25 protein-coding genes are annotated in these 24,945 nt (G+C 61.4%); 3 read left to right on the top strand and 22 right to left on the bottom strand.

The window, feature by feature from the left end; genetic code table 11:
- Nucleotides 1-28: 28 nt before the first annotated feature.
- Both GVL04_RS07525 and GVL04_RS07520 read right to left on the bottom strand, forming a co-directional pair.
- Nucleotides 29-823, bottom strand: coding sequence for an alpha/beta hydrolase (locus GVL04_RS07525; protein WP_159702003.1), 795 nt, complete (start codon nt 821-823; stop codon nt 29-31).
- Nucleotides 824-840: 17 nt separating this feature from the next.
- Nucleotides 841-1,185, bottom strand: a complete 345-nt coding sequence (locus GVL04_RS07520) for an ATP/GTP-binding protein (protein ID WP_159702000.1) — start codon at nt 1,183-1,185, stop codon at nt 841-843.
- 57 nt (nt 1,186-1,242) lie between these two features.
- On the opposite strand from GVL04_RS07520, the gene nucS reads away from it, so the two are divergent.
- The 3 genes from nucS to GVL04_RS07505 all read left to right on the top strand — a co-directional run bounded on the left by nucS (nt 1,243) and on the right by GVL04_RS07505 (nt 3,701).
- Nucleotides 1,243-1,938, top strand: a complete 696-nt coding sequence (gene nucS, locus GVL04_RS07515) for an endonuclease NucS (RefSeq protein ID WP_159701997.1) — start codon at nt 1,243-1,245, stop codon at nt 1,936-1,938.
- Between the two features lie 45 nt (nt 1,939-1,983).
- Nucleotides 1,984-3,231 carry an N-acetylglucosamine-6-phosphate deacetylase gene (gene nagA, locus GVL04_RS07510; protein ID WP_159701994.1) on the top strand — a complete coding sequence of 416 codons (1,248 nt, stop codon included), beginning with the start codon at nt 1,984-1,986 and terminating at the stop codon, nt 3,229-3,231.
- Nucleotides 3,232-3,497: 266 nt separating this feature from the next.
- Nucleotides 3,498-3,701, top strand: a complete 204-nt coding sequence (locus tag GVL04_RS07505) for a cold-shock protein (RefSeq protein ID WP_018776337.1) — start codon at nt 3,498-3,500, stop codon at nt 3,699-3,701.
- A gap of 164 nt (nt 3,702-3,865) precedes the next feature.
- On the opposite strand, the gene GVL04_RS07500 is transcribed toward GVL04_RS07505, so the two are convergent.
- The 20 genes from GVL04_RS07500 to rho all read right to left on the bottom strand — a co-directional run bounded on the left by GVL04_RS07500 (nt 3,866) and on the right by rho (nt 24,646).
- Complete coding sequence (locus GVL04_RS07500) at nt 3,866-6,382, bottom strand: DUF2156 domain-containing protein (RefSeq protein ID WP_159701991.1); 2,517 nt, start codon at nt 6,380-6,382, stop codon at nt 3,866-3,868.
- Nucleotides 6,364-7,662, bottom strand: coding sequence for an alpha/beta hydrolase family protein (locus GVL04_RS07495; RefSeq protein WP_159701988.1), 1,299 nt, complete (start codon nt 7,660-7,662; stop codon nt 6,364-6,366). The genes GVL04_RS07500 and GVL04_RS07495 overlap by 19 nt, the downstream gene beginning before the upstream one ends.
- Nucleotides 7,663-7,667: 5 nt before the next feature.
- Nucleotides 7,668-8,099 (bottom strand): DUF2550 domain-containing protein, encoded by a 432-nt coding sequence (locus GVL04_RS07490; RefSeq protein WP_159701985.1) that lies wholly within the window; start codon nt 8,097-8,099, stop codon nt 7,668-7,670.
- A gap of 10 nt (nt 8,100-8,109) precedes the next feature.
- Nucleotides 8,110-8,394 carry a F0F1 ATP synthase subunit epsilon gene (locus GVL04_RS07485; protein WP_014922172.1) on the bottom strand — a complete coding sequence of 95 codons (285 nt, stop codon included), beginning with the start codon at nt 8,392-8,394 and terminating at the stop codon, nt 8,110-8,112.
- A 1-nt stretch (nt 8,395) separates the two neighbouring features.
- Nucleotides 8,396-9,847 carry a F0F1 ATP synthase subunit beta gene (gene atpD / locus GVL04_RS07480; RefSeq protein ID WP_159701982.1) on the bottom strand — a complete coding sequence of 484 codons (1,452 nt, stop codon included), beginning with the start codon at nt 9,845-9,847 and terminating at the stop codon, nt 8,396-8,398.
- A gap of 84 nt (nt 9,848-9,931) precedes the next feature.
- Nucleotides 9,932-10,822 (bottom strand): F0F1 ATP synthase subunit gamma, encoded by an 891-nt coding sequence (locus GVL04_RS07475; protein ID WP_159701979.1) that lies wholly within the window; start codon nt 10,820-10,822, stop codon nt 9,932-9,934.
- A 76-nt stretch (nt 10,823-10,898) separates the two neighbouring features.
- Nucleotides 10,899-12,536 carry a F0F1 ATP synthase subunit alpha gene (gene atpA / locus GVL04_RS07470; RefSeq protein ID WP_159702377.1) on the bottom strand — a complete coding sequence of 546 codons (1,638 nt, stop codon included), beginning with the start codon at nt 12,534-12,536 and terminating at the stop codon, nt 10,899-10,901.
- 88 nt (nt 12,537-12,624) lie between these two features.
- Nucleotides 12,625-13,452: a F0F1 ATP synthase subunit delta gene (locus GVL04_RS07465; RefSeq protein ID WP_159701976.1), complete on the bottom strand. Its 828-nt coding sequence runs from the start codon at nt 13,450-13,452 to the stop codon at nt 12,625-12,627.
- Nucleotides 13,452-14,009: a F0F1 ATP synthase subunit B gene (locus GVL04_RS07460; RefSeq protein WP_159701973.1), complete on the bottom strand. Its 558-nt coding sequence runs from the start codon at nt 14,007-14,009 to the stop codon at nt 13,452-13,454. Before GVL04_RS07460 ends, GVL04_RS07465 begins: the two co-directional genes overlap by 1 nt.
- Nucleotides 14,010-14,065: 56 nt before the next feature.
- Nucleotides 14,066-14,269: an ATP synthase F0 subunit C gene (atpE, locus tag GVL04_RS07455; protein WP_009356484.1), complete on the bottom strand. Its 204-nt coding sequence runs from the start codon at nt 14,267-14,269 to the stop codon at nt 14,066-14,068.
- A gap of 77 nt (nt 14,270-14,346) precedes the next feature.
- Nucleotides 14,347-15,147 (bottom strand): F0F1 ATP synthase subunit A, encoded by an 801-nt coding sequence (gene atpB / locus GVL04_RS07450; protein ID WP_159701970.1) that lies wholly within the window; start codon nt 15,145-15,147, stop codon nt 14,347-14,349.
- An 81-nt stretch (nt 15,148-15,228) separates the two neighbouring features.
- The gene (locus GVL04_RS07445) at nt 15,229-15,564 is read right to left on the bottom strand and encodes a hypothetical protein (protein ID WP_159701967.1); all 336 of its coding nucleotides are present in this window, start codon (nt 15,562-15,564) and stop codon (nt 15,229-15,231) included.
- Nucleotides 15,551-16,042 carry a hypothetical protein gene (locus GVL04_RS07440; RefSeq protein WP_159701964.1) on the bottom strand — a complete coding sequence of 164 codons (492 nt, stop codon included), beginning with the start codon at nt 16,040-16,042 and terminating at the stop codon, nt 15,551-15,553. The genes GVL04_RS07445 and GVL04_RS07440 overlap by 14 nt, the downstream gene beginning before the upstream one ends.
- Before the next feature lie 119 nt (nt 16,043-16,161).
- On the bottom strand, nt 16,162-17,274 hold the full coding sequence (locus GVL04_RS07435; RefSeq protein WP_159701961.1) for an MraY family glycosyltransferase: 1,113 nt from the start codon (nt 17,272-17,274) through the stop codon (nt 16,162-16,164).
- 281 nt (nt 17,275-17,555) lie between these two features.
- Nucleotides 17,556-18,512 carry a glycosyltransferase gene (locus GVL04_RS07430; RefSeq protein WP_159701958.1) on the bottom strand — a complete coding sequence of 319 codons (957 nt, stop codon included), beginning with the start codon at nt 18,510-18,512 and terminating at the stop codon, nt 17,556-17,558.
- Nucleotides 18,513-19,298, bottom strand: coding sequence for a WecB/TagA/CpsF family glycosyltransferase (locus GVL04_RS07425; RefSeq protein WP_159701955.1), 786 nt, complete (start codon nt 19,296-19,298; stop codon nt 18,513-18,515).
- On the bottom strand, nt 19,295-20,233 hold the full coding sequence (locus tag GVL04_RS07420; RefSeq protein WP_159701952.1) for an L-threonylcarbamoyladenylate synthase: 939 nt from the start codon (nt 20,231-20,233) through the stop codon (nt 19,295-19,297). The genes GVL04_RS07425 and GVL04_RS07420 overlap by 4 nt, the downstream gene beginning before the upstream one ends.
- 12 nt (nt 20,234-20,245) lie before the next feature.
- Complete coding sequence (gene prmC, locus GVL04_RS07415) at nt 20,246-21,118, bottom strand: peptide chain release factor N(5)-glutamine methyltransferase (RefSeq protein WP_159701949.1); 873 nt, start codon at nt 21,116-21,118, stop codon at nt 20,246-20,248.
- Between the two features lie 32 nt (nt 21,119-21,150).
- Nucleotides 21,151-22,224: a peptide chain release factor 1 gene (prfA, locus tag GVL04_RS07410; protein WP_014922181.1), complete on the bottom strand. Its 1,074-nt coding sequence runs from the start codon at nt 22,222-22,224 to the stop codon at nt 21,151-21,153.
- 253 nt (nt 22,225-22,477) lie between these two features.
- A complete protein-coding gene (gene rho, locus GVL04_RS07405; protein WP_159701946.1) occupies nt 22,478-24,646 on the bottom strand; it encodes a transcription termination factor Rho in 2,169 nt (722 codons plus the stop codon).
- Nucleotides 24,647-24,945: the final 299 nt, after the last annotated feature.

Here is a 24,945-nt window from a genome sequence, read left to right as displayed (position 1 = left end):
CCGCCCGAACCAGCCGTTCGCGGACGGGCTAGCCGTTTGCGACCGACCCCGCCCACTCACGGGGCAGGCCGTCAACACCGGCACCTGCGGGAGTGACGTCGTCGACGATTTCATCCAGGACCCGCGCCGCGTACTTCTCGCCCACCCACAGGTGTTTGGCGCCGTCGACGCCGACAAGCCGCGCCTGTGGTACCAGGCTGAAGCGCTGGGCTGCTTCGGCAGGCTGCAGGTAGTCGTCGTGTTCCGGTACCAGGACTGTCAGCGGCTTCGCGGACGCGGCCCACTCCTTGAGGTGCACGTCCGTGGCACGGTGCAGCGGCGGAGACAGCAGTACGGCACCCTCGACCTCCGAGGCCACCGGTTCCACAGCGCCGTACATCAAGGCGAGTTCAGTGCCGAAGGACCAGCCCACCAGCCAGCGGTTCGGCAGTCCGCGGTCCACGGCGAACCGCACGGCGGCCTCGACGTCGTAACGCTCGCCGATGCCTTCCTCGAACTGGCCCTCACTGGTCCCGCGCGGAGACTGCGTACCGCGCGTGTTGAACCTGAGCACGGCGACTCCGGCCAGCGCAGGAAGCCTGTACGACGCCTTGCGGTAGACATGCGAATCCATGAACCCCCCATGTGTTGGCAGAGGGTGGAGGGTGATCAGGGTAGCGGTGATTTCTCCCGATTCCGGCAGAGCAAGCTCCCCCAGCAGCACCTTGCCGTCCTCGGTGGTGAACTCCACATTCTCGCGGCGGGCGGGAAGGACCGTGGAAGCACGGATCTCCGAAGGCGCATCCTGCGGGGTGAACACGAACGAGGCGGGGTCGAAAGTCATGTTCCAAGCCTAGCGAATCAGCGGTATCGGTACGTCCGGCCGGTCCAGCAGTTGGTGTGCCAGTGCCTTCGTTCGGCCAGCCCTGCGGCCTGTCCGAACAGGTGGCTGTCAGACCACACCACCAGATGGGCGATACCCGGGACGATGGCGGTGGAGCAGCCAGGACAGATGTACTGTTTTTCCGCCTTTTTGGCCGTCATGGTCCGGACCATCCAGTCGCCGTCCGGCGCGCTCTCACGCCGGGCAATCCCACCCCTGGCCCTTTCGAGGTCAAGCTCGGGCGCCGGTTCCGTCCATTTACCGCCGGCGCTGCCGGAGCGTGTGCTGGACGCGTTGCGGCGAGGGCGGTTGGAGCGGGGCATGCTTCCATTCTGCCTCAGCCACTCTGTTGTAGATGGTGAGACGGTAATGTGGGGCGGGTGCGACTCGTCATAGCCCGTTGTTCTGTTGATTACGTTGGCCGCCTTAAGGCCCATCTTCCCCTCGCCACCCGGCTGCTGCTGGTCAAGGCTGATGGCTCGGTGCTGGTGCATTCGGACGGCGGCTCCTACAAGCCGCTGAACTGGATGAGCCCCCCGGCCACGCTCCGGGTGACCACACCGGAGGAGACCGAAGTGGAGGAAGGCGTGGTGGAACAGTGGACGGTCCAGTCCGCGAAGACCGATGACCGCCTCATCATCAATATCTACGAGCAACTGCACGACACGTCACACGATCTCGGTACCGATCCCGGACTGATCAAGGACGGCGTGGAAGCAGACCTGCAACGGCTCCTTGCAGAGCAGATCGAAACCCTTGGAACCGGCTATTCCCTTATCCGGCGCGAATACTTCACAGCCATCGGCCCGGTGGACATCCTGGCCAGGGATGCCAACGGCGCCACCGTGGCTGTCGAGCTGAAACGCCGTGGCGACATCGACGGCGTCGAGCAGCTTACGCGCTACTTGGAACTGCTCAACCGTGATCCCTTGCTGGCGCCGGTGCGTGGCATTTTCGCAGCCCAGCAGATCAAGCCGCAGGCGAAGGTGCTGGCCAACGATCGCGGCATCGACTGCGTCACGCTGGATTATGACGCCATGCGCGGCGTGGATGACAGCGAGTCGCGGCTCTTCTGAGCCCTTCCCCAAACGCGTGTGCCGCAGGCCACTAGAATCAAAATCATGACTGCCGCACAGCATTTCCCCAGTTCTTCCGCGCCCAGCCACCAGATCCTCAAAGGAACCCTGGTCAGCGACGGCGAGGTGGTGGACGACGGTCTTGTGGCCATCGATGGCGACCGGATCGCCTATGCCGGTCCGGCCGACGGTTTTGATGCCCAGGACTTCGAGGGCTTCCAAAGTGCCGTCCGCCTGGGGGTGCCCAGTGGCAGTTACCTCATCCCGGGTCTGGTGGACGTTCACTGCCATGGCGGCAACGGCGGCGACTTCCCTGGCGGGGAAGAAACTTCGGCCCGCAAGGCTGTCGACTTCCTCCACCGCTCGGGGACCACAACGTTTTTGGCCAGCATGGTCACCGCTCCCCGGGAAGACCTCCTCCGCGGCATTGAGCTCTACGTGAAGCTCGCCGACGAAGGATTGGTAGCTGGAATCCACCTTGAAGGCCCGTTCCTTTCCCACGCCCGCTGTGGAGCCCAGAACCCGGACTTCCTGCTGGAGCCGGACCTCGAGCTGATGGACGAGCTTGTAGGCGCCGCGGCCGGCAAGCTCGCCACCATGACCTACGCCCCGGAGCTTCCGGGCGCCGCTGCATTGGTGGATCTCATGACCTCCCACGGCGTCACACCCTCCCTGGGGCACACGGACTGCGACGACGCAACGGCGGCCGCGTCGCTGGCCGCCGCCCGTGAGGGACTTGAGTCGGCAGGGTTCGACGGCGTCAGTTCGCTTCCTACCGTCACTCACCTCTTCAATGGGATGCCTCCGATGCATCACCGCGCACCGGGCCCCGTCGCGGCCTGCCTCCGGATGGCACAGGAGGGCAAAGCCGTTGTGGAGCTCATCGCCGACGGCACCCACCTGGATCCGAGCACAGTTGCCACCGTCTTCCAGCTTGTAGGAGCCGCCAACATCGTCCTGGTGACGGATTCCATGGCCGCTGCCGGCCTGTCCGACGGAAGCTACATGCTCGGCCCCTCCCCTGTGACGGTCAGCGACGGTGTGGCCACTCTTGATGCGACCGGCTCCATCGCGGGAGGCACCGCCACCCTCCTGGAGGTCGTCCGCAAAACCGTGGCGGCCGGCGTCGCACTTCCCGATGCCGTTTGTTCGGCAACAGCAGTACCGGCAGCGGTACTGGGACTTTCCGATGAGATCGGCGGGCTTCGCCGCGGCTTGCGTGCCGACGTCGTTGTGACAAACGAGGACCTGGAACTAACCGGCGTCATGCGCAACGGCCAGTGGTTGTCCTAGCCTGAATTTGAAAGGGCCTGCGTTACCTTCTTTTTACCGAAAATTTTCCCGAATTGCCCAAAAGACCGTTGACCTCCGGCAGGGCACATGAAAGTGTTGTAGCAGTCTTTGTGTAGGTGGTTTTCATGCTCGCAAGACGAGTTGCGAGCGTGAAGCTCCTGCGAAACCAGCCGGGTCCAACCCGGACGGAATCAATGGTCTTCTCGCGGAGTAACAAAGCCGGTACGAGGTGTATCGGACTGATGTTCCACAATGAGGAGAAATACATGGCACTGGGAACCGTCAAGTGGTTCAACGCTGAAAAGGGCTTCGGCTTCATCACCCCGGATGACTCGGATGGGGACGTTTTTGTTCACTACTCCGAGATCCAGACCGGTGGCTTCAAGACCCTCGACGAGAACCAGCGCGTTCAGTTCGAGATCGGTCAGGGCGCCAAAGGCCCCCAGGCAACCGGCGTTACGGTCGTCTAGCCTTAACCGTTGAATTCTGCTTGTTGCAGTTTCAACAAACACGTTGACCCCGGCTTTTGGCCGGGGTCAACGTGTTTAAGGGAGGTTATGTCTGATATTTCGACAACAACTGTTACTAACCATGAAGAAAGTCGAAAACCCAGTTGTGAATGGGCGTTGACTATTCAAGCAACCAAGGTCCGGAGCAGCCGCGCCGAATGCCGTACCGACAATCCAGGAAGATAGGCACGGCTGAGTGCGCGTCCCATTGCAGGAAGGTGCAGGGGGTCTTGGTAATACATGTACAACGTTCGGTACTCCGGTTGGAATCTTGACTTAAAAGAAGCCAGGGACCTGAATCCATAAACCGGTTCCAAGGCTTGCCCCACGGCGTCAAGAATTCCGGCCAGGCCTTCGGCCCGTTGTTCGATTTCGCCCCTCTCCCGGGCCAGGGGAGAGCCTGATAGGGAGATGACCTCCACGGAGCTGCGCAGGTGCAGGATGGCCGAGGCAATCAGGAATTCCATGACTCCCGGGAACGTGTCGCCACGCCGTCTCATGAAGTCCAACGTCCAGCTGACAACCTGCCCCTCTTCATAGACCGGCAACCAACTGGTGACTCCATACACAAACCCCGCATCATCCACGGCGACGCAGCAGAGGACGTCGTCGTCCTCCAATTCGTCCAGGCCGCCAAGGGTGAAACCCATCTCAGGGATCTTCTTTTGGGCTGCCCACTCCTCCGAGACCTCCGTGACCTGGGAGCGCACGCCGTGGGACAGCTCAGAGTAGCGGCCCCAGCTGGCCGTTATTCCCAATTTCGTGGCGCGGTTCAGCGATGTCCTGACGTTCTGCCACTCCTTGCCGCGAAATTCCAGGTCCCTGATCCGGAGGCGGGTTTCCTGTGCAACAGCTACTCTGCGGAACCCGCGCGCCTGCAGAATGGGCCACAGCTCACCGGTGCAGGAGTAGAAGCACGGGATCAGCGCCTGCTGGGAGCAGTACTCGAGGAAGCCCGTGGCAGTGTCCAAGTGGTGTCTGCTGGAGCCAAACGGGCCAGCCAACGTCAACGCCACGTGTCCGTGCTGTTGGTAGGCCACTCCCCCGGTTGCTCCTGCGTTGAACCAATACTTGTTGGGTTCCCAGAGCGCCATCCAGGACAAGGAATCGCCGCCTGACCTGACCAAGGCGCGCGCCCTCTCGCGGGCCTGGTGGTCGAGCCCTCCGGAGTGGTGTCCACGGATGAGCAGGATCCATACGCCCACCAAAGCCACCAACCAGAAGACCGTGCCGGAGTAGGAGAAAAGGAACACCTCCACAACATCACGTTCGGCGAAGACTTTTCGGTAAACGCCCGGAAGCGGAACTGGGAGGTACTGCCTGGCCAGCTCAGCAGCCAACCCCAGCAAACCGCCGTCGCGGTCCATACCGCCGGATGCCAGCCACACCGCGATGTATGCGAGGCTGAGCCCTGCCCCGGTCATACCCACCAGCCAGAAGATCCTATGCCGGAGGCGATCCGAAGACTCCACCCGAAAGTGACCACGGTAGGCAAAAAGAAGCACAGCAAGTATCAAGGGCACCAGGACAAGGGGTATGAGGTGTACCACCGCCGAGTTCAGCATGGGCACCTGCGGACGTCCCTGAGGTTTGGGCATGCCGGCAAAGAGGCCAAGGTAGATCGCCGACAACGCCACCACCACCAGCTGGACACCGATCGCGATTCCCAAAGCCAGCCTGCGTCCACGCCTCATACCGTCGGCACAAATGAGGAGCAGAACTACAGGCACCACTGCCAGCGCCAAACCGAACGGGCCCGTGTAGCCTTGGCGACCCACTTCCAAACAGGCAACGTCAATGGTTCCCCCGCAAGTGCTCTCCAATTGGCTGAGCGTGGGTAAAGGGTTCAGGATGACGTCCCGAAGCAGGGCCAGGGGCCCGGACGGGCTCTTCGCGGCAGCAGTCACGATGGGTCCCACGGCGAAGATTGCCATCGTCAGAGACAGGAGGTTCCGCACTTCCCTGCCCGTGGACCGATGCAGATGAAGATGTCCCTGGCTGCTTTGCATCCACCACCCCGCGGCCAAGCCAATCAGCGCACCAAGGAATCCCACCACTGTCTCGGCGTGGCCAACGTACAACACCAGGAGCAAAGAGACCGAAAGGGCAACTGTGCGCAATCGCCGCTGCCACAGTGTGGGAAGCAGTGCACTGGCAGCCAAGGCAGTGGCCAAAACTGCACCATAGGGGCCGATCAGCCGGGTATCTGCCATCCGGGAGAGCCAGCCGTCATCGGAGTGCTGTGCCACCTGGGTGACCAAAAGGAACGCTGACACGCAGGCGAACTGGCTGCCCAGGAAGACACCGGCCGTTTTGAGCGAACCCAGCTGCCGCTCAGCAAGGCCCAAGAGGAACAGGAACATCACAATGGCCGTGGCATAAGCCAGCGGATTGGTGGTGAAGAACAGCGATGTCCAGATGGACCACCATTCGCCGGATTTCAAGCCATCCAAGGATACGCCGGCTAAGGAAAGCCACGGCTCCGGCGGACCGGACAGAAAGCTGCCCGACACCAAGGACGCGGCCACGAACAGAACCAGTACCAGCAAGGTGAACGGGGTGGCCCGCACGTGCCTGCCCGCCTGCAGCAGTGCCGGCTTGATCACACCTTTGAAGGCAAGACTCAACGCGTCAACCCCCACCGTGCAGCCAGGAAGCCCAGGCCACCGGGCATTCCCCTCACCACAGCGTCCCAGGAGTGCCCGGCATGCTGGATGGAGTGTTCTTCGGTTTGGAAGCCTGCATTCCTCGCGGCATTGGCGAGCTCATGCATGTAGTCGGTGAACTCGTGGTCGGTTTCACCTGCCGTGAGGTAGACACCGCTTCCCGTGAAATTGCTTTGCTGCATCAGCACCAAAGGTGTCCTGGACTCGAAAGCCTCAACATCGCCGTCGAACGAGTCTTGAATGGTTTTGTTTCGGTCCTTGGCCAACGCAGGTTCGCGCTCTGCCGAGAATGCGAGGATCGAGGGGAAAATCTCCGGGTGGGCTGTGCCCATCTGCATGGCGCACGTGCCTCCGAACGAAAAGCCGCCCACCGCCCACTGCCCGGGGTCGTTGGAAACATCCAGCGTGGACTTGATCCATGCAGGAACATCCTGGGAGAGATAGGTATCCACTGGGGCAATCCGACTGTCCATGCACATGGTGTTGGCGCTGCCTGAGCCATTCGGATCCACCACCACCGTCACCGGGGCGAGGCCATTGTGTGCTTCGGCAAAGCGGTCGAGTTGTAAGCGGAGCTGGCCGCCGGTCAGCCAGTCGGCAGGCCCGCCTGGCTGACCGGAGAACAGCACAAGAACGGGCAGGCTCGGACGGAGCTCCCTCTGATAGGCAGGGGGAAGGTAGATGTACGCTTCCCGTGCCGTGAAACCAGAGATCGTTCCGGGAATGTCAGCTCTGCGCAGGATTCCGTTTCCGGGCATGGACTCCGGTGCTTTCCACGCTTCGAGGGCTGGAGGGGGCTTGCCGTCCGCGCTCCGTTTAAGGCTGTCCTCCAACGGTTGGATCCGGGCTACCGCGGTTCCAAGTAAGTCGGCTACAGAGTTGTTCAGGCCAAAGTACAGATTAACCTGGACCACACTGAGAAGGAGGACGCCAATCATCGCCAGCACGCTGAGTGAGCGCCCCTTGGCGGAGTTACGTGGAAAGCGTGCGGCGCAAAGGAGGATGGCTGCCACGGCCGGCACAGACCAAGCCAACGTCTCAAAGGGCAGGTTTTCCGAGAATGTGGCCATGAGATCCACCAGGATCCAATGAACCAGCGCCACAATGCCAGCGGAAACCGCCAGCGAGGCCACAACGACCAGTGGCCATGAACGTCGACGTCGCCAGAGGAGGTACGCCCCACCGGCAGCACCGCAAGCGATGCTGAACCAGAGGAACGGACCACCAACCAGGCTGACGTCGGAAAGAAAATCCATAACGCCTAGCGCCAGGTGCCGACGCCGATGACGGGACCGGCCTCCAGCCAGGAAGACAGCCCAGCATAGGCATCGAAGTTCATGGCAAGCATGAACTTCTTACCTTCGTACTGCAACTCAACCACCACCACGCCGGGCTGCACCCGGACAAGTTCATCTTCCGTGGGTTTGCGGCGGCCCAGCAGTTCGAGCGAGCTGCGCGTAAATCTATGCTTGGGGATCACGCTCAGGGACATCAAGCGGAACCACTCCAGCTCATTGTCCTGATAACGACAAACCCCCATCTGCCAGCTGTTTCCAGCCGTGCAAATGGAGGCGTCTACCGTGCCCAGGGCACGCCGCAGGTTGAAGCGGCGCACCCCGAACAGGCACAGTGCAATGATCAGCAACGAGAACGCTGTTGCCAGTGCGATGAACGGAATAAGGGAATCGTCCATCAAGGTCGTGCTATCGGATCCCCGCTGTAGCCGCTTCGCCCAATTTGGCGTTGTCAGCAACAATGACCACACGATCGTTGTCGACGGAGAAGAATCCACCGTCCACAACTACCGCAATGCGATCACCGGAAACCGGCTGGATTGCCAGCTCGCCTGCGGCCATGATGGCCAGAAGGGGCGAGTGGCCCGGCAGGATTCCGATTTCACCATCACTGGTGCGGGCCTTCACCATCTTGGCCGCGCCGGACCACACAAAGTGGTCCGCTGCGACAATCTCAACCTCGAGCTCAGCCATACTACTTGGTCTGTTCCTGGATCTTGGCCCACTGACGCTCGACGTCATCCAGGCCGCCGACGTTGAAGAACGCCTGCTCTGCGATGTGGTCGAGCTCGCCGTCGCAGATGGCCGTGAAGCCTTCCACGGTGTCCTTGATGGACACGGTGGAGCCCTCGACGCCGGTGAACTGCTTGGCGGTGTAGGTGTTCTGGGAGAGGAACTGCTGGATACGACGTGCGCGGGACACGACGATCTTGTCCTCTTCAGACAGTTCGTCAACACCGAGGATGGCGATGATGTCCTGGAGTTCCTTGTTCTTCTGCAGGATCTGCTTAACACGGACAGCCGTGTTGTAGTGGTCCTTGCCGATGTACTGGGGATCCAGAATACGGGAGGTCGACGTCAGCGGGTCAACGGCCGGGTACAGACCACGGGATGCGATTTCACGGGAAAGCTCCGTGGTCGCGTCGAGGTGTGCGAAGGTCGTGGCCGGAGCCGGGTCGGTGTAGTCATCAGCCGGCACGTAGATGGCCTGCATCGACGTGATGGAGTGACCCTTGGTGGACGTGATGCGCTCCTGGAGCAGACCCATCTCGTCAGCAAGGTTCGGCTGGTAGCCCACAGCGGACGGCATACGGCCGAGCAGCGTGGAAACTTCCGAGCCTGCCTGCGTGAAGCGGAAGATGTTGTCGATGAAGAGCAGCACGTCCTGGTTCTGGACATCGCGGAAGTACTCCGCCATGGTCAGAGCGGACAGGGCCACGCGAAGACGCGTTCCCGGCGGCTCGTCCATCTGGCCGAACACAAGGGCGGTGTCCTTGAGGACGCCTGCCTCTTCCATTTCAACCCAGAGGTCGTTACCTTCACGGGTACGCTCGCCAACACCGGCGAATACGGAAGTACCACCGAAGTTGCGGGCAACACGGGTGATCATTTCCTGGATCAGAACGGTCTTGCCAACGCCGGCGCCGCCGAACAGGCCGATCTTTCCACCCTTGATGTACGGGGTGAGAAGGTCGATGACCTTGATGCCGGTCTCGAGCATCTCCGTGGAGCCCTCGAGGGACGCGAAGGCCGGAGCCTTGCGGTGGATCGGCCAATAGGCGTCGGCCTTGATCTCCGACTCGTCAACATCCAGCGGCTTGCCGAGGACGTTGAAGATGTGGCCCTTGACGCCATCGCCGACGGGCACGGAGATCGGAGCGCCGGAGTCCCGCACAGTGGTGCCGCGGACGAGTCCGTCGGTTGCCTGCAGGGAGATGGCGCGAACGAGGTTGTCACCCAAGTGCTGGGAGGTCTCGAACGTGATGGTCTTCGTCTGGCCGTTGAGAGTGATCTCAGTGGTCAGAGCGTTGTAAATCGAGGGGATTGCGTCAGCCGGGAATTCGACGTCGACAACCGGACCAATAACACGGGCAATGCGGCCGGTGGCACCGGCCGTTGCTACGTGTTCGGTAGCAGTGGCAGTCATCTCTCTCACTTCACTCAGTAGATGGCGTGGGGTTAAGTTTATCTGTTTGTTGCAGGTGCGGCTTCGAGCCGAATCCGCTGCAGGCTAGGACGCGAGGGCGTCGGCGCCGGCAACGATTTCGGAAAGCTCCTGCGTAATCTCGGCCTGGCGGGCCGTGTTGCGAAGGCGCGTGTACTTCTTGATCAAATCCGTAGCGTTGTCACCGGCCGACTTCATGGCACGCTGGCGGGCGGCGAGCTCGGAAGCAGCGGCCTGCAGCATGGCTGCGAAGATGCGGGACTCGATGTAACGCGGAAGCAGTGCGTCAAGCACCTGCTCTGTTTCCGGTTCAAACTCGTACAACGGCAACAGCTCGGATTCCGAGGCTGCTTCCTCTTCGACGACCTCCAGCGGGAGCAAACGGATAACCGTGGGCTCCTGCGTCACCATCGACTTGAAGCGGGTGTAGACGACGTGGATTTCATCCACGCCACCCTCTTCGAAGTCAGTGGAGAAGTCTTCAAGTAGTGCAGCTCCGACTTCCCGTGCGGTTTCGAATTCCGGTGCGTCCGTGCCACCAGTCCATACGCGGGTGTATGACCGGTTGCGGAAATCGAAGTACGCCTGCGCCTTGCGGCCAACCAGGTACGCCTTGACTTCCTTGCCTTCTGCGTGAAGAAGCTCGGTGAGACCTTCAGCCTGCTTGAGCACACTCGCGGAGTACGATCCTGCAAGGCCACGGTCCGATGTAATGATCAGGACTGCGGCGCGGCGGATCTGCTCCGGCTCGGTGGTCAGCGGGTGGTCGATTTCGCTCTGAGTTGCGACAGCAGAAACGGCGCGGGTAATCGCGTTCGCGTAGGGCAGTGAAGCTGCTACGCGGGCGCGGGCCTTACCGATGCGCGAGGTAGCGATCAGTTCCATCGCCTTGAAGATCTTGCGCATCGACGTCGTCGAGCTGATCTTCTGACGGTAGACCCGAATCTGGGCTCCCATACTTATCCTTTCCTAAGTTCCCGATGTGCTGCCCTGCCGGGGCCCTTGCGGGCCCCGGCAGGGCAGGTGATCGAAACTAGCGCTTCTGCTTGACGATCTTTTCCTGGTCGACGTCGCCGCCGGAGATCGCTGCGTGCTCTTCGTGGCCGGCGCCAACCAAGTGGTTGTCGCCTTCGCCGAAGAAGCCCTTCTTGAAGGAAATGATCGCTTCCTTCAAGGCTGCAGCGGTGTCGTCATCCAGGACGTTGGTCTGAGCCAGCGTGGTCAGGATGGAGGACTTGTGCGTGAGGTGCTCCAGGAACTCGGACTCGAAGCGGCTGATGTCCTCAACCGGAACGTCGTCCAGGTAACCCTTGGTACCGGCCCAGATGGACACAACCTGGTTCTCAACCGGGAACGGTGAGTACTGGCCCTGCTTCAGCAGTTCCATCAGGCGTGCACCACGGGTCAGCTGCTGGCGGGAAGCAGCGTCAAGGTCAGAGGCGAACATGGCGAATGCCTGCATGTCGCGGTACTGGGCCAGGTCCAGCTTCAAAGTACCGGAGACCTTCTTCATGGACTTGACCTGTGCAGCGCCACCAACGCGGGAGACGGACACACCAACGTCAACAGCAGGCCGCTGGTTGGCGTTGAAGAGGTCCGACTGGAGGAAGATCTGGCCATCGGTAATGGAGATCACGTTGGTCGGGATGTAGGCAGAGACGTCGTTTGCCTTGGTTTCGACGATCGGAAGACCGGTCATCGAACCTGCACCGAGCTCGTCGGAGAGCTTGGCACAACGCTCCAGCAGACGGGAGTGCAAGTAGAAGACGTCGCCCGGGTAAGCTTCGCGTCCCGGCGGACGGCGCAGCAGCAGGGATACGGCGCGGTAGGCTTCGGCCTGCTTGGACAGGTCATCAAAGATCACCAGTACGTGCTTGCCGCCGTACATCCAGTGCTGACCGATGGCCGAGCCTGCGTACGGTGCAAGGTACTTGAAGCCAGCGGGGTCCGATGCCGGGGACGCCACAATGGTGGTGTACTCCAGCGCGCCGTGATCCTCGAGGGTCTGGCGGACGGCTGCGATGGTGGAAGCCTTCTGGCCGACACCAACGTAGACGCAGCGAACCTGCTTGGTGACATCTCCGGAAGCCCAGTTGGCCTTCTGGTTGATGATGGTGTCCACGGCGATGGCGGTCTTGCCAGTCTGGCGGTCACCAATGATCAGCTGACGCTGGCCGCGGCCGATCGGGATCATGGCGTCGATAGCCTTGAGGCCGGTCTGCATCGGTTCGTGAACCGACTTGCGTTCGGTAACGCCCGGAGCCTGGAGTTCCAGTGCACGGGTGCCTTCGGCCTTGATCTCGCCGAGGTCGTCGATCGGCTGGCCCAGCGGGTCAACAACGCGACCCAGGAAGGCATCGCCAACCGGAACGGACAGGATCTCACCGGTACGGTGAACTTCCTGGCCTTCTTCAATACCGGTGAAGTCACCGAGGATAATGACACCGATCTCGCGGACGTCAAGGTTCTGGGCCAGGCCCAGCGTGCCGTCTTCGAAGCGAAGCAACTCGTTCGCCATGACCGAGGGAAGACCCTCAACACGGGCGATGCCGTCACTTGCGGCGGTCACACGACCAACCTCTACGCGTTCTGCGTTACCGGGTTCGTAGGACGCCGCGAACTCGTTCAACGCATTACGGACGTCGTCGGCGTTGATGGTCAATTCGGCCATCTGCAGTCCCTGCTCTCCTGTTTTCGTGATCATCGTTGCTCACGATGACCGGGTTTTATATCAGTTAAGTTGTGCTGTGTCTTCTTCGCTAGCCAGCGAGCTGACGGCGGAGTTCGCTCAAGCGGGCGACAACCGAAGCGTCGAGCACTTCGTCACCGACCTGGACGCGGATTCCACCAATCAGGGCGGGGTCAACGTTGAGGTTGACCTTCAGTTCGCGGCCGTACAGGGCATCAAGCCCGGCCTGCAGACGGCTGGCCTGCGTTTCCGTCAACGGACGGGTAACGCTGACAGTTGCAATCCAGCGCTGCTGGCGCTTGGCTGCAAGCTTGGCGAAAGACTCGACGAGCTTGCTTGGCTTAACACCGCGCGGCTGCGTAACTGCCTGGCTGATGAGAACCTTTGCTTCCTCGCTGCTGCCAGGAACAAGTTTCTCGGCCAGTGCAATCTTTGCCGCAGGGGATGCCTGCGGCTCAGACAGAGCACGTTGTACTTCGTGGCTGGAAGCTACGGCCTGGTTGAAGGCAAACAGATCGTTTTCCAGCTCTTCCAGCCCCGTGATACCGGAGGCAGAAACAGCCGACTTGTTTTCAGCTACGGCAATGACAACCGTGGCGGCAAGCGTCTCGAGTGCATCGCCGATATCGCGTGCCGATGCCCAGCGTGAGCTGGCCAGTCCGCCCGCAATTTCAGCAGCATCAGCGGAGACTTTCCCGCCAACCAGCTGCTTGACCAGCGCCGACTTTTCGTCTCCAGTACGGGACGGGTCAGTCAGGGCGCGGCGCAAGCCAGCCGAGCTGTCCACCGTTCCCAGGATTCCGAAGAGGTCCTTAGCCAACTGCAGCGAGGCGAAAGGAAGCTTGGCTTCCAACTGCGCCAGTGCTGTGGTCAGCGATTCGCTCGATATACCTGCCATTACTTAGCTGCACCTGCGCTCTGGGTCTCCAGATCTGCAAGGAAGCGGTCCACAACGCGTGCGGCGCGCTGGTCGTCGGTGAGTGCTTCACCAACGATGCGGCCGGCCAGCGTGGTGGCCAGGGTGCCAACCTCGGAACGAAGCGAGACAACAGCCGCCTGGCGCTCCGATTCGATGGCAGCGTGTGCCTGCTCGGTGATGCGTGCAGACTCTGCTGCTGCCTTGGCCTTCAGGTCCGCAAGGATCTGGGCGCCCTCGGCACGTGCTTCTTCGCGGATGCGGTTGGCTTCGGCGCGGGCGTCGGTGAGCTGCTGCTTGTACTCTTCAAGAGCTGCAGAAGCTTCCGCCTGGGCCGCTTCGGCCTTTGCAATGCCACCTTCAATTGCTTCGGCGCGCTCTGCGAAGGTCTTCTCGAACATCGGGACAATGAACTTGACCACGATGTACAGGAGGACCGCAAAGCCGACGAGGACGACGCCCATTTCCCAGACATTGGGAACGAGAGGGTTTGCGGCCTCTTTGCCTTCAGTGGCGGCTGAGATGATCAGCTGATTCATATTTCACCCGTCCTATCTACTCGGTTGCGGAATTCGCTTCGTTCTTAATCCGAAGACTAGAGAACGAACGCGAAGACGAGTCCGAGGATGGCGAGAGCTTCGGTCAGTGCCAGACCAAGGAACGCGATCGGCTGCAGCACGCGCTGAGCTTCCGGCTGACGAGCAACACCGTTGATGTAAGCCGCGAATACGAGACCCACACCGATACCACCGCCGATTGCGGACAGACCGTAACCTACGAGGTTGAGATTGCCTTCCATTTTTTTCCTTTCAAGATGCCACCCATGTGGCAGGTTGTTTGGTTTACTTCAATCCCCATCAGGGGAAGATTTTGTGCCTAGTGGCTGTCGGCGTGCAGGGCGCCTTCGATGTAGATCGCGGTCAGCAGCGTGAACACGTAGGCCTGCAGGGCCATGATCAGTGCCTCGAGCATGTACATGGCGATAGCGCCGACGAGGACCAGGACCGAGGTGCCCTTCAAAAGGACGTTTTCCTGCATGACCAAGTACTCGATGCCGGAACCGGCGAGCATGACGATCAAGTGGCCGGCCAACATGGTCGCGAACAGACGGAGGCTGTGCGTGACGGGACGGACCAGGAAGTTGGAGATGATTTCGATCGGTACCACGATCGGGAGGATGTACCACGGAACACCTGAAGGAACGATGGCGAGCTTGAAGTACTTCAGGCCGTTCTTCTTGACGCCAATGGCAATCCAGGTGAAGTACACGATGCCGGCCAGCACATAAGCTCCACCGACGTGGGAGAAGCTCGGGAGCTGAATGACGGGAATCGCGCCATAGATGTTGTTCACCAGAATGAAGAAGAACAAGCTGAACAGCAGCGGGACGTACTTGATGAAGTCCTTGCCGCCGATGATGTCCTTGGCGATGCTGTTGCGGACGAAGCCATAGGCCATTTCGCCTGCGAACTGCAGCTTGCCGGGAACCAGCTGCTGCTTACGTGCAGCGAGGATGAAGAATGTAGCGATAATGACGACCGAAAGGATCACCAGCAGCATCTGCTTGGAGAATCCGTCGTGCGCACCCCAAGGCAGGATTGCCGGCAGGTGCATTTCGTCGATTCCGGGTGGGGTGAATGACCCCGAATCCTGGGCGGGGAGCGCAAGCGCGATCAACGCGTTTCCTCTCTGCTGTGTCCATCATTGGGCATTGGTTGGAATCCGGGTGCGTTGGACGCATCCGTGTTCCATGTGAAATTATTTGGCATTACTGTCCCCGTCCGTGGACGGACCGCTGTCTGCGTTGCTCTCACCAGAAGAGGAGCTTTGCCTGGTGAGGCCGTGCATATGGGAAAGATAGAACCCTCCTGCGGCTCCCAGCAGAGCGCCAAGGAGCACAATCCAGCGGGTCCCCCACAGATTATCCAGACCCCAGCCTATCAAACTCCAGACAATGATCCCGCCAATGATGTAGCTGAAGACGGCGATGCCGGCGTTGTATCCACCGTCGCTTCCGGCTTCTGCAGATTCAGTGCGATGGGCAGGTTGCTGAGCACCGGCAGCCGGGCGTGAATAACGCTTACGCGGAGACATCCGGGCCACCCTTCGGCTCTGCAGGATCGTTGTAGATCTGAAGGCGGGCTTTGCTGAAACCGTAAATCTCTGCGGCTTGCCAAAGGACTACGGACACGACTGCACCGATGACAAACCAACGGCTGTGCAGCCAATCGGGAGTACCTACCGCAAAAAGGACCACGGCGAATCCCACGACCTTGACGAAGTACGTCGCTACGAAAAGTCCAACGGCCCCAGAGGGATTGTTGCGACCAACGAAGTGGCCGATCAAGAGACTGATCGCGAAGAAGACCACGACGAGTCCGCCGCCGAAAGCAGCTGATAGGGCGCCCTGGCCACCGTTCATTGTTGCCGCCACAATACTCGTGACGACCAAGCCGACCAGAGAAGCAGCGGAACTCAAGAAGAGCAATCGGAGCCAGAGGTTAGACGTCTCACCGGAAACTCCAACACCACGTTTACCGGACGGGCGTCCGGTTTCGGCGTTGGATGTCATGGGGAAACCAATCCTCGTGGCACAGGTGCCATATTCTCAAAGTGGGGTTACGGGCGAGTGACTGTCCGCAGAAAGAATTCTACATGAGATAGAACTGTGACCATAACCGGCTGTCACAACTACTCCCCCGGACGCGTCGAGTTCCTTGTGAAGTAGGGCCACGCCGTCACGGCGGCCATAATGAGCGCTGCCGCGATGATAACGATGAGCACAATTTGCCATGGGAAGACAGCGAAGGCGACACCGCCGAAAGCCAGGATGCACGTCCAGACATACAGCATCACGACGGCGGTGCGGTGCGAGTAACCGAGGTCCACCAGCTTGTGGTGGAGATGCCCGCGGTCTGCCGACCACGGCGACTGTCCCCTGGCCGTCCGACGGACAACGGCCATCCCCAAGTCAAGAAGGGGTAGGGATAGCACGGCGAAGGGCAACAGAATCGGAACGATTGTAGGTATACCGTTGGCGCGGTCGTAGAGGCCGGAACCGATCTGGCCCGTTGCCACCACACCGGCGGAGGCCATGAGCAGGCCAATAAGCATGGCCCCGGAGTCGCCCATGAAGATTTTGGCAGGGAACCAGTTATGCGGCAGGAACCCGATGCAGCTTCCCACAAGGATGGCCATCAGGAGTGTCGCGAGGTCTGAGTTGTCGGTGGACGGATTGTTCCGGTGAACCCAGTACGCCGTGAGGAAGAAGGCTCCACCACCAATGATCGCAACTCCTGCCGCCAGCCCGTCCAGGCCGTCAATGAAGTTGACGGCATTCATGGTGGTAACAATCAGACCAGCCGTGAGCACAATCTGAAGGATTTCAGACTCAAGGAATATCGGTTCCGGGATGAACGGAACCACCGACATCCGCACGCCCCAGATTGCCACGATGAGAGCAGCCGCGCCCTGTCCCAACAGCTTGATCCACCATCGGATGTCCAGGATGTCGTCGGCTACCCCAACGGCGACAATCACGATGGCGCCGGCCAGGATCCCCCACGGAGCATCGTTGTGCCTGAAGATGTCCTTCACGAAGAAGGAATTGCTGGCAACCACCAAAGCGACGAAGAAGCCGGTAAAGATGCCCAATCCCCCGAGTTTGGAAATCAATGCCGAATGCATGTCCCTGCTGCGGATCGGACGGTACAGGCGCAGTTTATTTCCGGCTACGCGGGCACCCCACGTTCCCGCGTAGGACACCACCGCAGCCGTGAGTGCCATCAGCAGATACATGATCATGATGCGGCTCCCGGGAGCGGCCCGCCCGCTGTTCCGGAAACGGTGACCAGCAGACGCAGCCGGTGCGTCGCGTGTAAGCCGGTGGTTTCCGGGCACCTTGAGGTGTGGAATTCTGTCTTTGGATAAATGGAACTACTCCGTCGCCATGCCTGCACCGGCTGTGCCGAATGTTGCGGGATTTCTGTGGACTCTAGTCACGATACTAATGCCAACGGCCGTGACCACCCTGTGACGCAGCCGCAAAGCCCCGCCTGTTGAGCAGGGGCTAAGCTGCGAAGTGGTCAGCTCGCCGGCTCTTGGACGTTCCGCAATGCGTAGATTCCCTCAAGCACCTTCTCATTGGAACGCGGAGCTTTCAGGCTGTGGCGCATGCCCTTGAAGAGCCCGTCAAGCAGCACTTTGCGGTTGGGCGATGCCGCGATGGTGCGGGTCCAATTACGCAGTGAGGCGCCGGTGAAGAGTATCTTCTCCCACGGTGCGAGTGCGCCGGAACGGGTGTACACCCAGAGCTTGTTCCGCACTTCGTAGTAAAAGCGCGGTCCCGGGTCCGCGCCGGCGTCGCCAAAAACCTTTGTGTGATGATTCGCCACCGATGCGTCAGTGGTCAGGGCCGTCCCCCGGCGCGAGACCCTGGCGGTGTACTCGAGATCGTCATTCCAGATGAAGTAGTCCGCAATAGGCAGGCCATACTTCCGGATCTCTTCGGCACGGATCAGCACCGACACAAAGGAAGCGCTGCGGATCTGCGTCGCACCCACACGGGCAGCAGCGCTCCGTGCTTTCTCACTGGCACCCATCCGGGGCCGCATGCGGTTCATAGGGTGGTCCCGGCCATCGGTCCAGACGACGCGGCTTGCGATGAACGCCGGAACATCTCCTGTTTCCTGCATGTAAGCGTCGGAAGCATCCAGGGCTTCGCCCAGCGCCCCCGGCTGGGGTTCGGTGTCGTCGTCCATGATCCAGACGTGGTCCGCGCCATGATCCAGCAGGGCGCGCTCCATGCCGACCACAAACCCACCGGCGCCGCCAACGTTTGTGTTCAAGGTGACCACGTCAATGGACAGCGGTCCCTTATAGTCCCGCAGGAATTCTGCAGTTCCGTCCGTGGAAGCGTTGTCCACGACGACGACGGCCTCAGGCACCCGGGTGCCTGAGGCGATGCCGGCCAAAGTCGTTTGGAGAAGTTCATGCCGGTTATAGGTCACCACGACAGCGACCACGACAACTTGGGACGTCATTTACTTGCCTTTGGTCTTGGATGGTTGAAAACGGCGCCGAATCAGCAGGCCGGCCAGCTTCCAGGGTTCAACGAAAACTCTGTAGGCAACCCGACCCGGATGAAGAACCAGGCGCCAGGCCCATTCAAGCCCCAAACGTCCGAGCCAGCGCGGAGCCAGCTTCTGGATGCCCGCGACTTGCTCGATGGCCCCGCCAACGGCGCAATAAACAGCAGGCGGCAGTAGTCCAAGACGGCGATTCAAGACATGTTCCTGAAGCGGCATGCCCAGCCCAAGCAATACCAGTTGTGGCTGGAACGCGCTGAGCCAGCCCACCACGGCTTCTTCAAGGGCATCGTCCCAGCCTTCGCCGGGCATGCCGTCTACCGTGGCTCCGGGAATGATGGACCGCAAGCGTGCAACCGCTTTGGTATTTGCCTCACGTCCAGCGCCGATCACAGCAACCCGGTGCAACCCGGGAACCTTGCCGAGTTCCGGGATCCAGTCCATTGAACCCAGGCGGTACGCCATGGCCCCTTCGCTCAACGGTGGACCCTGCCGCTTGCGAGCAAGACCCCACAGGAGCGTCGCCGGGGCCCCGTCCAAGAGGACTATCGAGCCTTCCTCATAGAGCGCACGAACGTCCGGACATGAATGAAACAGCGTGATGCTGTGCAGGTTATGCCCGAGCACAGTGTTCGTCGTCCCGGCCACGATGAGTCCGCCCATCGCATCAATGAGTTCATCGACGCGCAAGGGAGTGGCGTCGACGTCAAGGACGGGGACGCGCTGGCGTTCCGGAATCATTCGGACTTGGCTTCTCGTGGCGCCCGCGGTGCCACATCGTCGTCAGGGGTCGACCCGCCGTCCGGTGTCGATGCCTCGACGCCGGCGGCTTCGGTCACGTCAGCAGCCTTGTCACCAGCTGTGGTGGCCTCCTCGACAGGTTCGGCCTCCGAAGTTGCGTCACCAAAAACTGCTGTTGCGTCACCCGACGCCGCTGCTCCTTCAGCCGTTTCTGCAACAGCCTCCTCTTCGGGGACGGTCTCATCTGCTGGAGCCGGCGCCTCTACGGGCACCGTTTCGCCGAAGCCGAGGATCGTCGGAACGATGGTGCGGAGTCTCTCCAGCGAGATGGCTCCTTGGCGCACTACGCGGAACGGGGAAGCAGTTGCGTCCACAATCGTGGACGGCAGCGCGGCAGTGCCCTCCACCGGCCGGAATCCACCCTCCAGGTAGACCTCAACGGACTCGGCCAGTTGCATGCGCGCTTCCGAAGCGGTCTGGGCTGCTTCCTGCCCCGTGCGGTTGGCCGACGATACGGCCAGCGGCCCCGTGAGCCCGAGGAGCTCCAAAGCAATCTCGTCGTCGGGCATACGGAGTGCAACGGTGCCCTTGGTATCGCCCAGATCCCAGTCCAGGGACGGCTGCGCATGGAGGATCAGGGTCAGCCCGCCCGGCCAAAATGCCTGTGCCAGCGCCCGGGCATCGGCCGGCACGTCGGTGGCCAGGCCGTCCAAGGCATTGATCCTGGGAATCAGGACCGGCGGAGGCATCTGCCGGCTGCGTCCCTTGGAGGCCAGCAACATGGTCACGGCCAAGGGAGAGAAGGCGTCGGCGGCAATGCCGTACACAGTGTCCGTCGGCAGCACGATGCACTTCTTTTCACTGATGGCTCGCTGGGCGTGCTGAAGTCCCTCAGCCCGTAGGTCATCGGAAGTGCAATTGTAGGTTGTGGTCACAGCGCTATTCTTTCACTCATCAGGGGCGGTGCTTGCCAGCACCGCGCTGGTTGCACGTTCCTTGCCGTTCAGGTCGAAGTGCGTCGTAACGTCGATCCAACGTCCCGTACGTTGCAGCATTCCGGAGATCCAGCCCGCTTGGACTTCTGCGTGTTCCATCACGAAGTAGCCCCCTGGCTTCAGGAGCCGGGCCGCGGAGGCCGCCGCCGCCGTCGGGAGTTCCATCCCGTCCGCTCCCCCACCGTACAGTGCTTCGGGAGGATCGTGGAGCGCAACTTCAGGTTCTGTGGGTATCGCTTCCGCGGGGATGTACGGCGGGTTGGAAACCACGACGTCGAAAGTTCCGTTGTGTTCGGGCAGCGCATCCCGGAGGTCACCTTGAACAAGGATGACACCGAGTGGCTCAAGGTTCTTCGCAGCCCAGGCATGCGCAAAGGTACTGAATTCCACGGCGTGGACTTCAGCGCCGGGCACCTCGTGGGCAATCGAACCGGCAATGGCACCTGATCCGGTGCCCAGATCCACCACTTTGGGGTTCGATATTCCTGCAACATGGTCAATGACCAGTTGGACCACTGACTCCGTTTCCGGACGGGGTATAAAGACGCCCGGACCCACGCGTAATTCCAAGTAACGGAAATATGCGACGCCGGTGATGTGCTGGAGGGGGACGCGGCCGGCCCTCTCCTGGACGAGCTCTTCGTAGCCCGCGGGCGCGGGAGCATCACCCAACAGCATGGCCCGCAGGCGTCCGAGCCCCACACCCAGGAGGTGTTCGGCGAGCAATTCTGCGTCCACGCGCGGTGTGGGGACGCCGGCGTCGGCGAGAACTGCAGTGGCCTCGCGAACAGCGTCCGCGAGGCTCTGGCCTTGGTAAAACGTCATGGATCTACTCTGCTGTTGGTATGAGGCAGGTGCTATTCGCCGATGGCGTCCAGGCGCGCCTGCTCGTCCGCTTCAATCGCCGATTGGATGACGGGCTCAAGGTCGCCGTTCATGACGGCATCAAGGTTGTAGGCCTTGTATCCGGTGCGGTGGTCCGCAATGCGGTTTTCCGGGAAGTTGTACGTACGAATGCGTTCCGAACGGTCCATGGTGCGGATCTGCGACTTGCGCTGTTCCGAGTTGGCGGCGTCGATTTGTTCCTGCTGGTGGGCCAGGAGGCGGGCACGGAGCACGCGCATGCCGGCTTCGCGGTTCTGCAGCTGCGATTTTTCATTCTGCATGGCCACCACGATGCCCGTGGGCAAGTGGGTAATACGGACGGCGGAGTCGGTGGTGTTCACGGACTGGCCACCCGGACCTGATGAACGGTAGACGTCGATCTTGAGGTCATTCTGGTTAATCTCAAGTTCTTCGGGCTCGTCCACTTCGGGGAGCACCAACACGCCGGCAGCCGAGGTGTGGATCCGGCCCTGGGATTCGGTCACGGGAACGCGCTGCACACGGTGCACGCCACCCTCAAACTTCAAACGCGCAAAAACACCCTGCGCGGGATCGTTCGAGTTGCCCTTGATGGCGACGGCAACGTCCTTGTAGCCACCAAGATCGGACTCGGTGGCTGAAATCATTTCGGTCTTCCAGCCACGTGACTCGGCATAGCGCATGTACATGCGCAGGAGGTCACCGGCGAACAAAGCGGCTTCGTCGCCACCTTCGCCACCCTTGACCTCAAGGATGACGTTACGGGCATCGTCCGGGTCGCGAGGAATCAGCAAACGGCGCAACCGCTCCTGTGCCGCCGGAATCTGCTCTTCCAATTGCACAACTTCGGCAGCGAATTCGGGATCTTCGTCAGCCATTTCCTTGGCAGCTTCCAGATCATCATTGAGCCCGCGCCACTTGTTGTACGCCTCCACAATGCCCTGAAGCTGAGCAGACCGCCGCCCCAACTTCCGGGCCGCAGACTGATCGGCATAAACGGCAGGATCACTCAGCTGCGCCTGGATAGCAGCATGCTCATCAAGCAATCCCTGTACGGACTCAAACATTTTCAAACCTCTTTCGACTCGCAGACAAGTCTAGTTGCGACGATTGGTGTATTAACGACCAACCGCTCAAATAAGCCGGCCAGCGAAGGTGACGGCAACGCCCAAGGTGACCTGACCGCCGTCGAGTAATTTTGCCGGCCCGGGAGTGGCATCGGGCCTGTCGTAGCGTTGCTGCCGACGTACGCAGTACGTCAGCAGCAACGCGAAGGGGCGGGGCCGGCAAAATTACTTGACGGCCCCACCCCACTTAACGCTATTTGTCGTTGTCCGACTTCGCTCCGAGCGTCGTCTTCTGTACCTGCATGAGGAACTCGACGTTGCTCTGCGTCTCCCGGATCTTGTTGGTCAGCAGCTCAAGGCTCTGCTGCTGCTCCAGGCCGGAAAGGACGCGGCGCAGCTTCCACATGATCTTGACTTCTTCAGGCGAGAGCAGGTTCTCCTCGCGGCGCGTGCCGGACGCGTTGACGTCCACGGCCGGGAAGATGCGCTTGTCTGCCAGCTGGCGGGACAGGCGAAGCTCCATGTTGCCGGTGCCCTTGAACTCTTCGAAGATGACTTCGTCCATCTTGGAACCGGTCTCAACGAGGGCCGTTGCCAGGATTGTCAGCGAGCCGCCGTTTTCGATGTTGCGGGCTGCACCAAAGAACCGCTTGGGCGGGTAAAGGGCTGCGGAGTCCACGCCACCGGACAGGATGCGGCCGGAAGCCGGTGCTGCCAGGTTGTAGGCGCGGCCCAGACGCGTCATGGAGTCCAGGAGGACCACCACGTCCATTCCCATTTCCACAAGGCGCTTGGCGCGTTCGATGGAAAGTTCGGCAACCGTGGTGTGGTCGTCAGCGGGACGGTCGAAGGTGGAGGCGATGACCTCACCCTTGACGGTGCGCTGCATGTCCGTGACTTCTTCGGGACGTTCGTCAACCAGCACCATCATGAGGTGGACCTCAGGGTTGTTGGTGGTGATTGCGTTCGCGATGGACTGCAGGATGAGCGTCTTACCGGCCTTCGGCGGCGAGACGATCAGGCCACGCTGGCCCTTGCCGATCGGAGCCACGAGGTCGATGACACGCGGACCGATCTTCTTGGGGTCCGTCTCGAGGCGAAGGCGCTCGGACGGGTACAGCGGTACAAGCTTGGCGAACTCGACGCGGTCCTTGAGTTCTTCCGGCGTCTTGCCGTTGACGGAAGTGACGCGGACCAACGCGTTGAACTTCTGGCGTGCGGACTGCTGGCTGCGGTCTTCGCCATCACGAGGGGCACGGATGGCACCGACCACGGCGTCGCCCTTGCGAAGGTTGTACTTCTTGACCTGTGCCAGGGAGACGTAGACGTCGTTCGCACCGGGAAGGTAACCGGACGTACGGATGAACGCGTAGTTCTCCAGAACGTCCAGAATTCCGGCTACGGGAAGCAGGACGTCGTCCTCGGTGACCTCGACGTCGTCGACGTCCGGGCCCTGCGCACGGCCACGACGACGCTCGTTGCGGTCACGGAAGCGGTCGCTGCGGGTGTTTCCGTCACGGCTGTCCTGACCCCCCCGACGGTCGCTCCGGTCGTTCTGGTCGTTGCGGTCGCGACGGTTACGGCGATTGCGGCGGTTGCCGGTGTCCTCGCCGTCGTTGTTGTCTTCACGGCGTCCGCGGGTGTTGTCGCGGCGTTCGCGCTGGTCGCCCGAATCGGCTTGTTCGCGCTGTTCCGTGCGATCGGCACGCTGCTCGGTGCGGTCCGCACGCTGCTCACGCTGTTCCGTGCGCTCAGCACGCTGCTCACGCTGCTCGGTGCGGTCGGCACGCTGCTCACGCTGCTCGGTGCGCTCAGCACGCTGCTCGGCGGCCGGTGCTTCTGCCGCCTCAGCAGGAGCTGCGGCAGCCTCGCCACGACGGCGGTTGCGAGTACGCGGCTGGCGACGCTCGGTGCCGGACTCGGCATCTTCGGCCGATGCAGGAGCTTCAGCCACCGGGGCAGTTGCGGTTTCAACAGGTGCAGCGGCCGTTTCGGCAGCGGCTACGACACCATCGCTGGTAGCGCGGCGGCTGCGGCCACGACCACGACCGCGGGGAGCTTCCTGGGCCGGAGCCTCGGACGCGGCCTCGGCTGCGGCACCATTATCGGCGGCTTTGGCCTTGGTCGCCACAGCTGCCTTGGTCTGCGCCGCCGGGGCTTCCTTGGCCACAGCCGTGGCTCCCTTAGCCTTGGCGGGTGCCTTGGTAGTGGAGGTGCCGGCGCGGTGGGCGGAAATGGCGGTGACCAAATCCCCCTTGCGCATACGCGATCCCCCGGAGATGCCCAGCTGGCTCGCGAGAGCCTGAAGCTGGGCGAGCTTAAGGCCTGCAAGGCCGCTGCTCTTGGTGGTTGCTGCCGTTGACGGCTCAGCAGCAGAAGATGATGTGTCCACAGCTGAAGCCAGCTCAGTGGTTTCTGTCACGAAGGATCCTTCCCCCTCGACGGCGTCCAGAGCGAGAGCTGGACGCGATGATTTGTTCTGGGCTGCAGTTCAGATCTGCAGCCGGTGATTTCGGCCGTGCCTGATGGATTGTGGCCAACAGGGCCGGTTACTGATCGTCATCACTGGATCCGGTGACCCGGACAGCCGGCTGAAAGTTCAGGGAACAGAGAGAATTCTCGGCACCTGAGACAGGCCGGAAAGAGACGACACCACCAACGTTGGCACAGTTGACGAAAGGTACGGCGAAACCACCGAGATCCAAAATCAGGGAACTGCCC

Origin of the sequence: Arthrobacter sp. 18067 (assembly GCF_902706295.1) — a bacterium.
Taxonomy (GTDB): Bacteria; Actinomycetota; Actinomycetes; order Actinomycetales; family Micrococcaceae; genus Arthrobacter.
Note: the sequence above shows the minus strand (reverse complement) of the source record. Positions and strands in the feature narration are given on the sequence as shown.

Coding starts and splice junctions, on each gene's coding strand:
- GVL04_RS07445 (WP_159701967.1), bottom strand. CDS start 15,564: ATGTCTCCGCGTAAGCGTTATTCACGCCCGGCTGCCGGTGCTCAGCAA.
- GVL04_RS07460 (WP_159701973.1), bottom strand. CDS start 14,009: ATGAATCAGCTGATCATCTCAGCCGCCACTGAAGGCAAAGAGGCCGCA.
- GVL04_RS07525 (WP_159702003.1), bottom strand. CDS start 823: ATGACTTTCGACCCCGCCTCGTTCGTGTTCACCCCGCAGGATGCGCCT.
- atpD (WP_159701982.1), bottom strand. CDS start 9,847: ATGACTGCCACTGCTACCGAACACGTAGCAACGGCCGGTGCCACCGGC.
- atpE (WP_009356484.1), bottom strand. CDS start 14,269: ATGGAAGGCAATCTCAACCTCGTAGGTTACGGTCTGTCCGCAATCGGC.
- GVL04_RS07475 (WP_159701979.1), bottom strand. CDS start 10,822: ATGGGAGCCCAGATTCGGGTCTACCGTCAGAAGATCAGCTCGACGACG.
- nagA (WP_159701994.1), top strand. CDS start 1,984: ATGACTGCCGCACAGCATTTCCCCAGTTCTTCCGCGCCCAGCCACCAG.
- GVL04_RS07485 (WP_014922172.1), bottom strand. CDS start 8,394: ATGGCTGAGCTCGAGGTTGAGATTGTCGCAGCGGACCACTTTGTGTGG.
- GVL04_RS07440 (WP_159701964.1), bottom strand. CDS start 16,042: ATGACATCCAACGCCGAAACCGGACGCCCGTCCGGTAAACGTGGTGTT.
- GVL04_RS07490 (WP_159701985.1), bottom strand. CDS start 8,099: ATGGACGATTCCCTTATTCCGTTCATCGCACTGGCAACAGCGTTCTCG.
- GVL04_RS07495 (WP_159701988.1), bottom strand. CDS start 7,662: ATGGATTTTCTTTCCGACGTCAGCCTGGTTGGTGGTCCGTTCCTCTGG.
- GVL04_RS07425 (WP_159701955.1), bottom strand. CDS start 19,298: ATGATTCCGGAACGCCAGCGCGTCCCCGTCCTTGACGTCGACGCCACT.
- prfA (WP_014922181.1), bottom strand. CDS start 22,224: ATGTTTGAGTCCGTACAGGGATTGCTTGATGAGCATGCTGCTATCCAG.
- GVL04_RS07435 (WP_159701961.1), bottom strand. CDS start 17,274: ATGATCATGTATCTGCTGATGGCACTCACGGCTGCGGTGGTGTCCTAC.
- GVL04_RS07520 (WP_159702000.1), bottom strand. CDS start 1,185: ATGCCCCGCTCCAACCGCCCTCGCCGCAACGCGTCCAGCACACGCTCC.
- prmC (WP_159701949.1), bottom strand. CDS start 21,118: ATGACGTTTTACCAAGGCCAGAGCCTCGCGGACGCTGTTCGCGAGGCC.
- GVL04_RS07430 (WP_159701958.1), bottom strand. CDS start 18,512: ATGACGTCCCAAGTTGTCGTGGTCGCTGTCGTGGTGACCTATAACCGG.
- atpA (WP_159702377.1), bottom strand. CDS start 12,536: ATGGCCGAATTGACCATCAACGCCGACGACGTCCGTAATGCGTTGAAC.
- GVL04_RS07505 (WP_018776337.1), top strand. CDS start 3,498: ATGGCACTGGGAACCGTCAAGTGGTTCAACGCTGAAAAGGGCTTCGGC.
- GVL04_RS07465 (WP_159701976.1), bottom strand. CDS start 13,452: ATGGCAGGTATATCGAGCGAATCGCTGACCACAGCACTGGCGCAGTTG.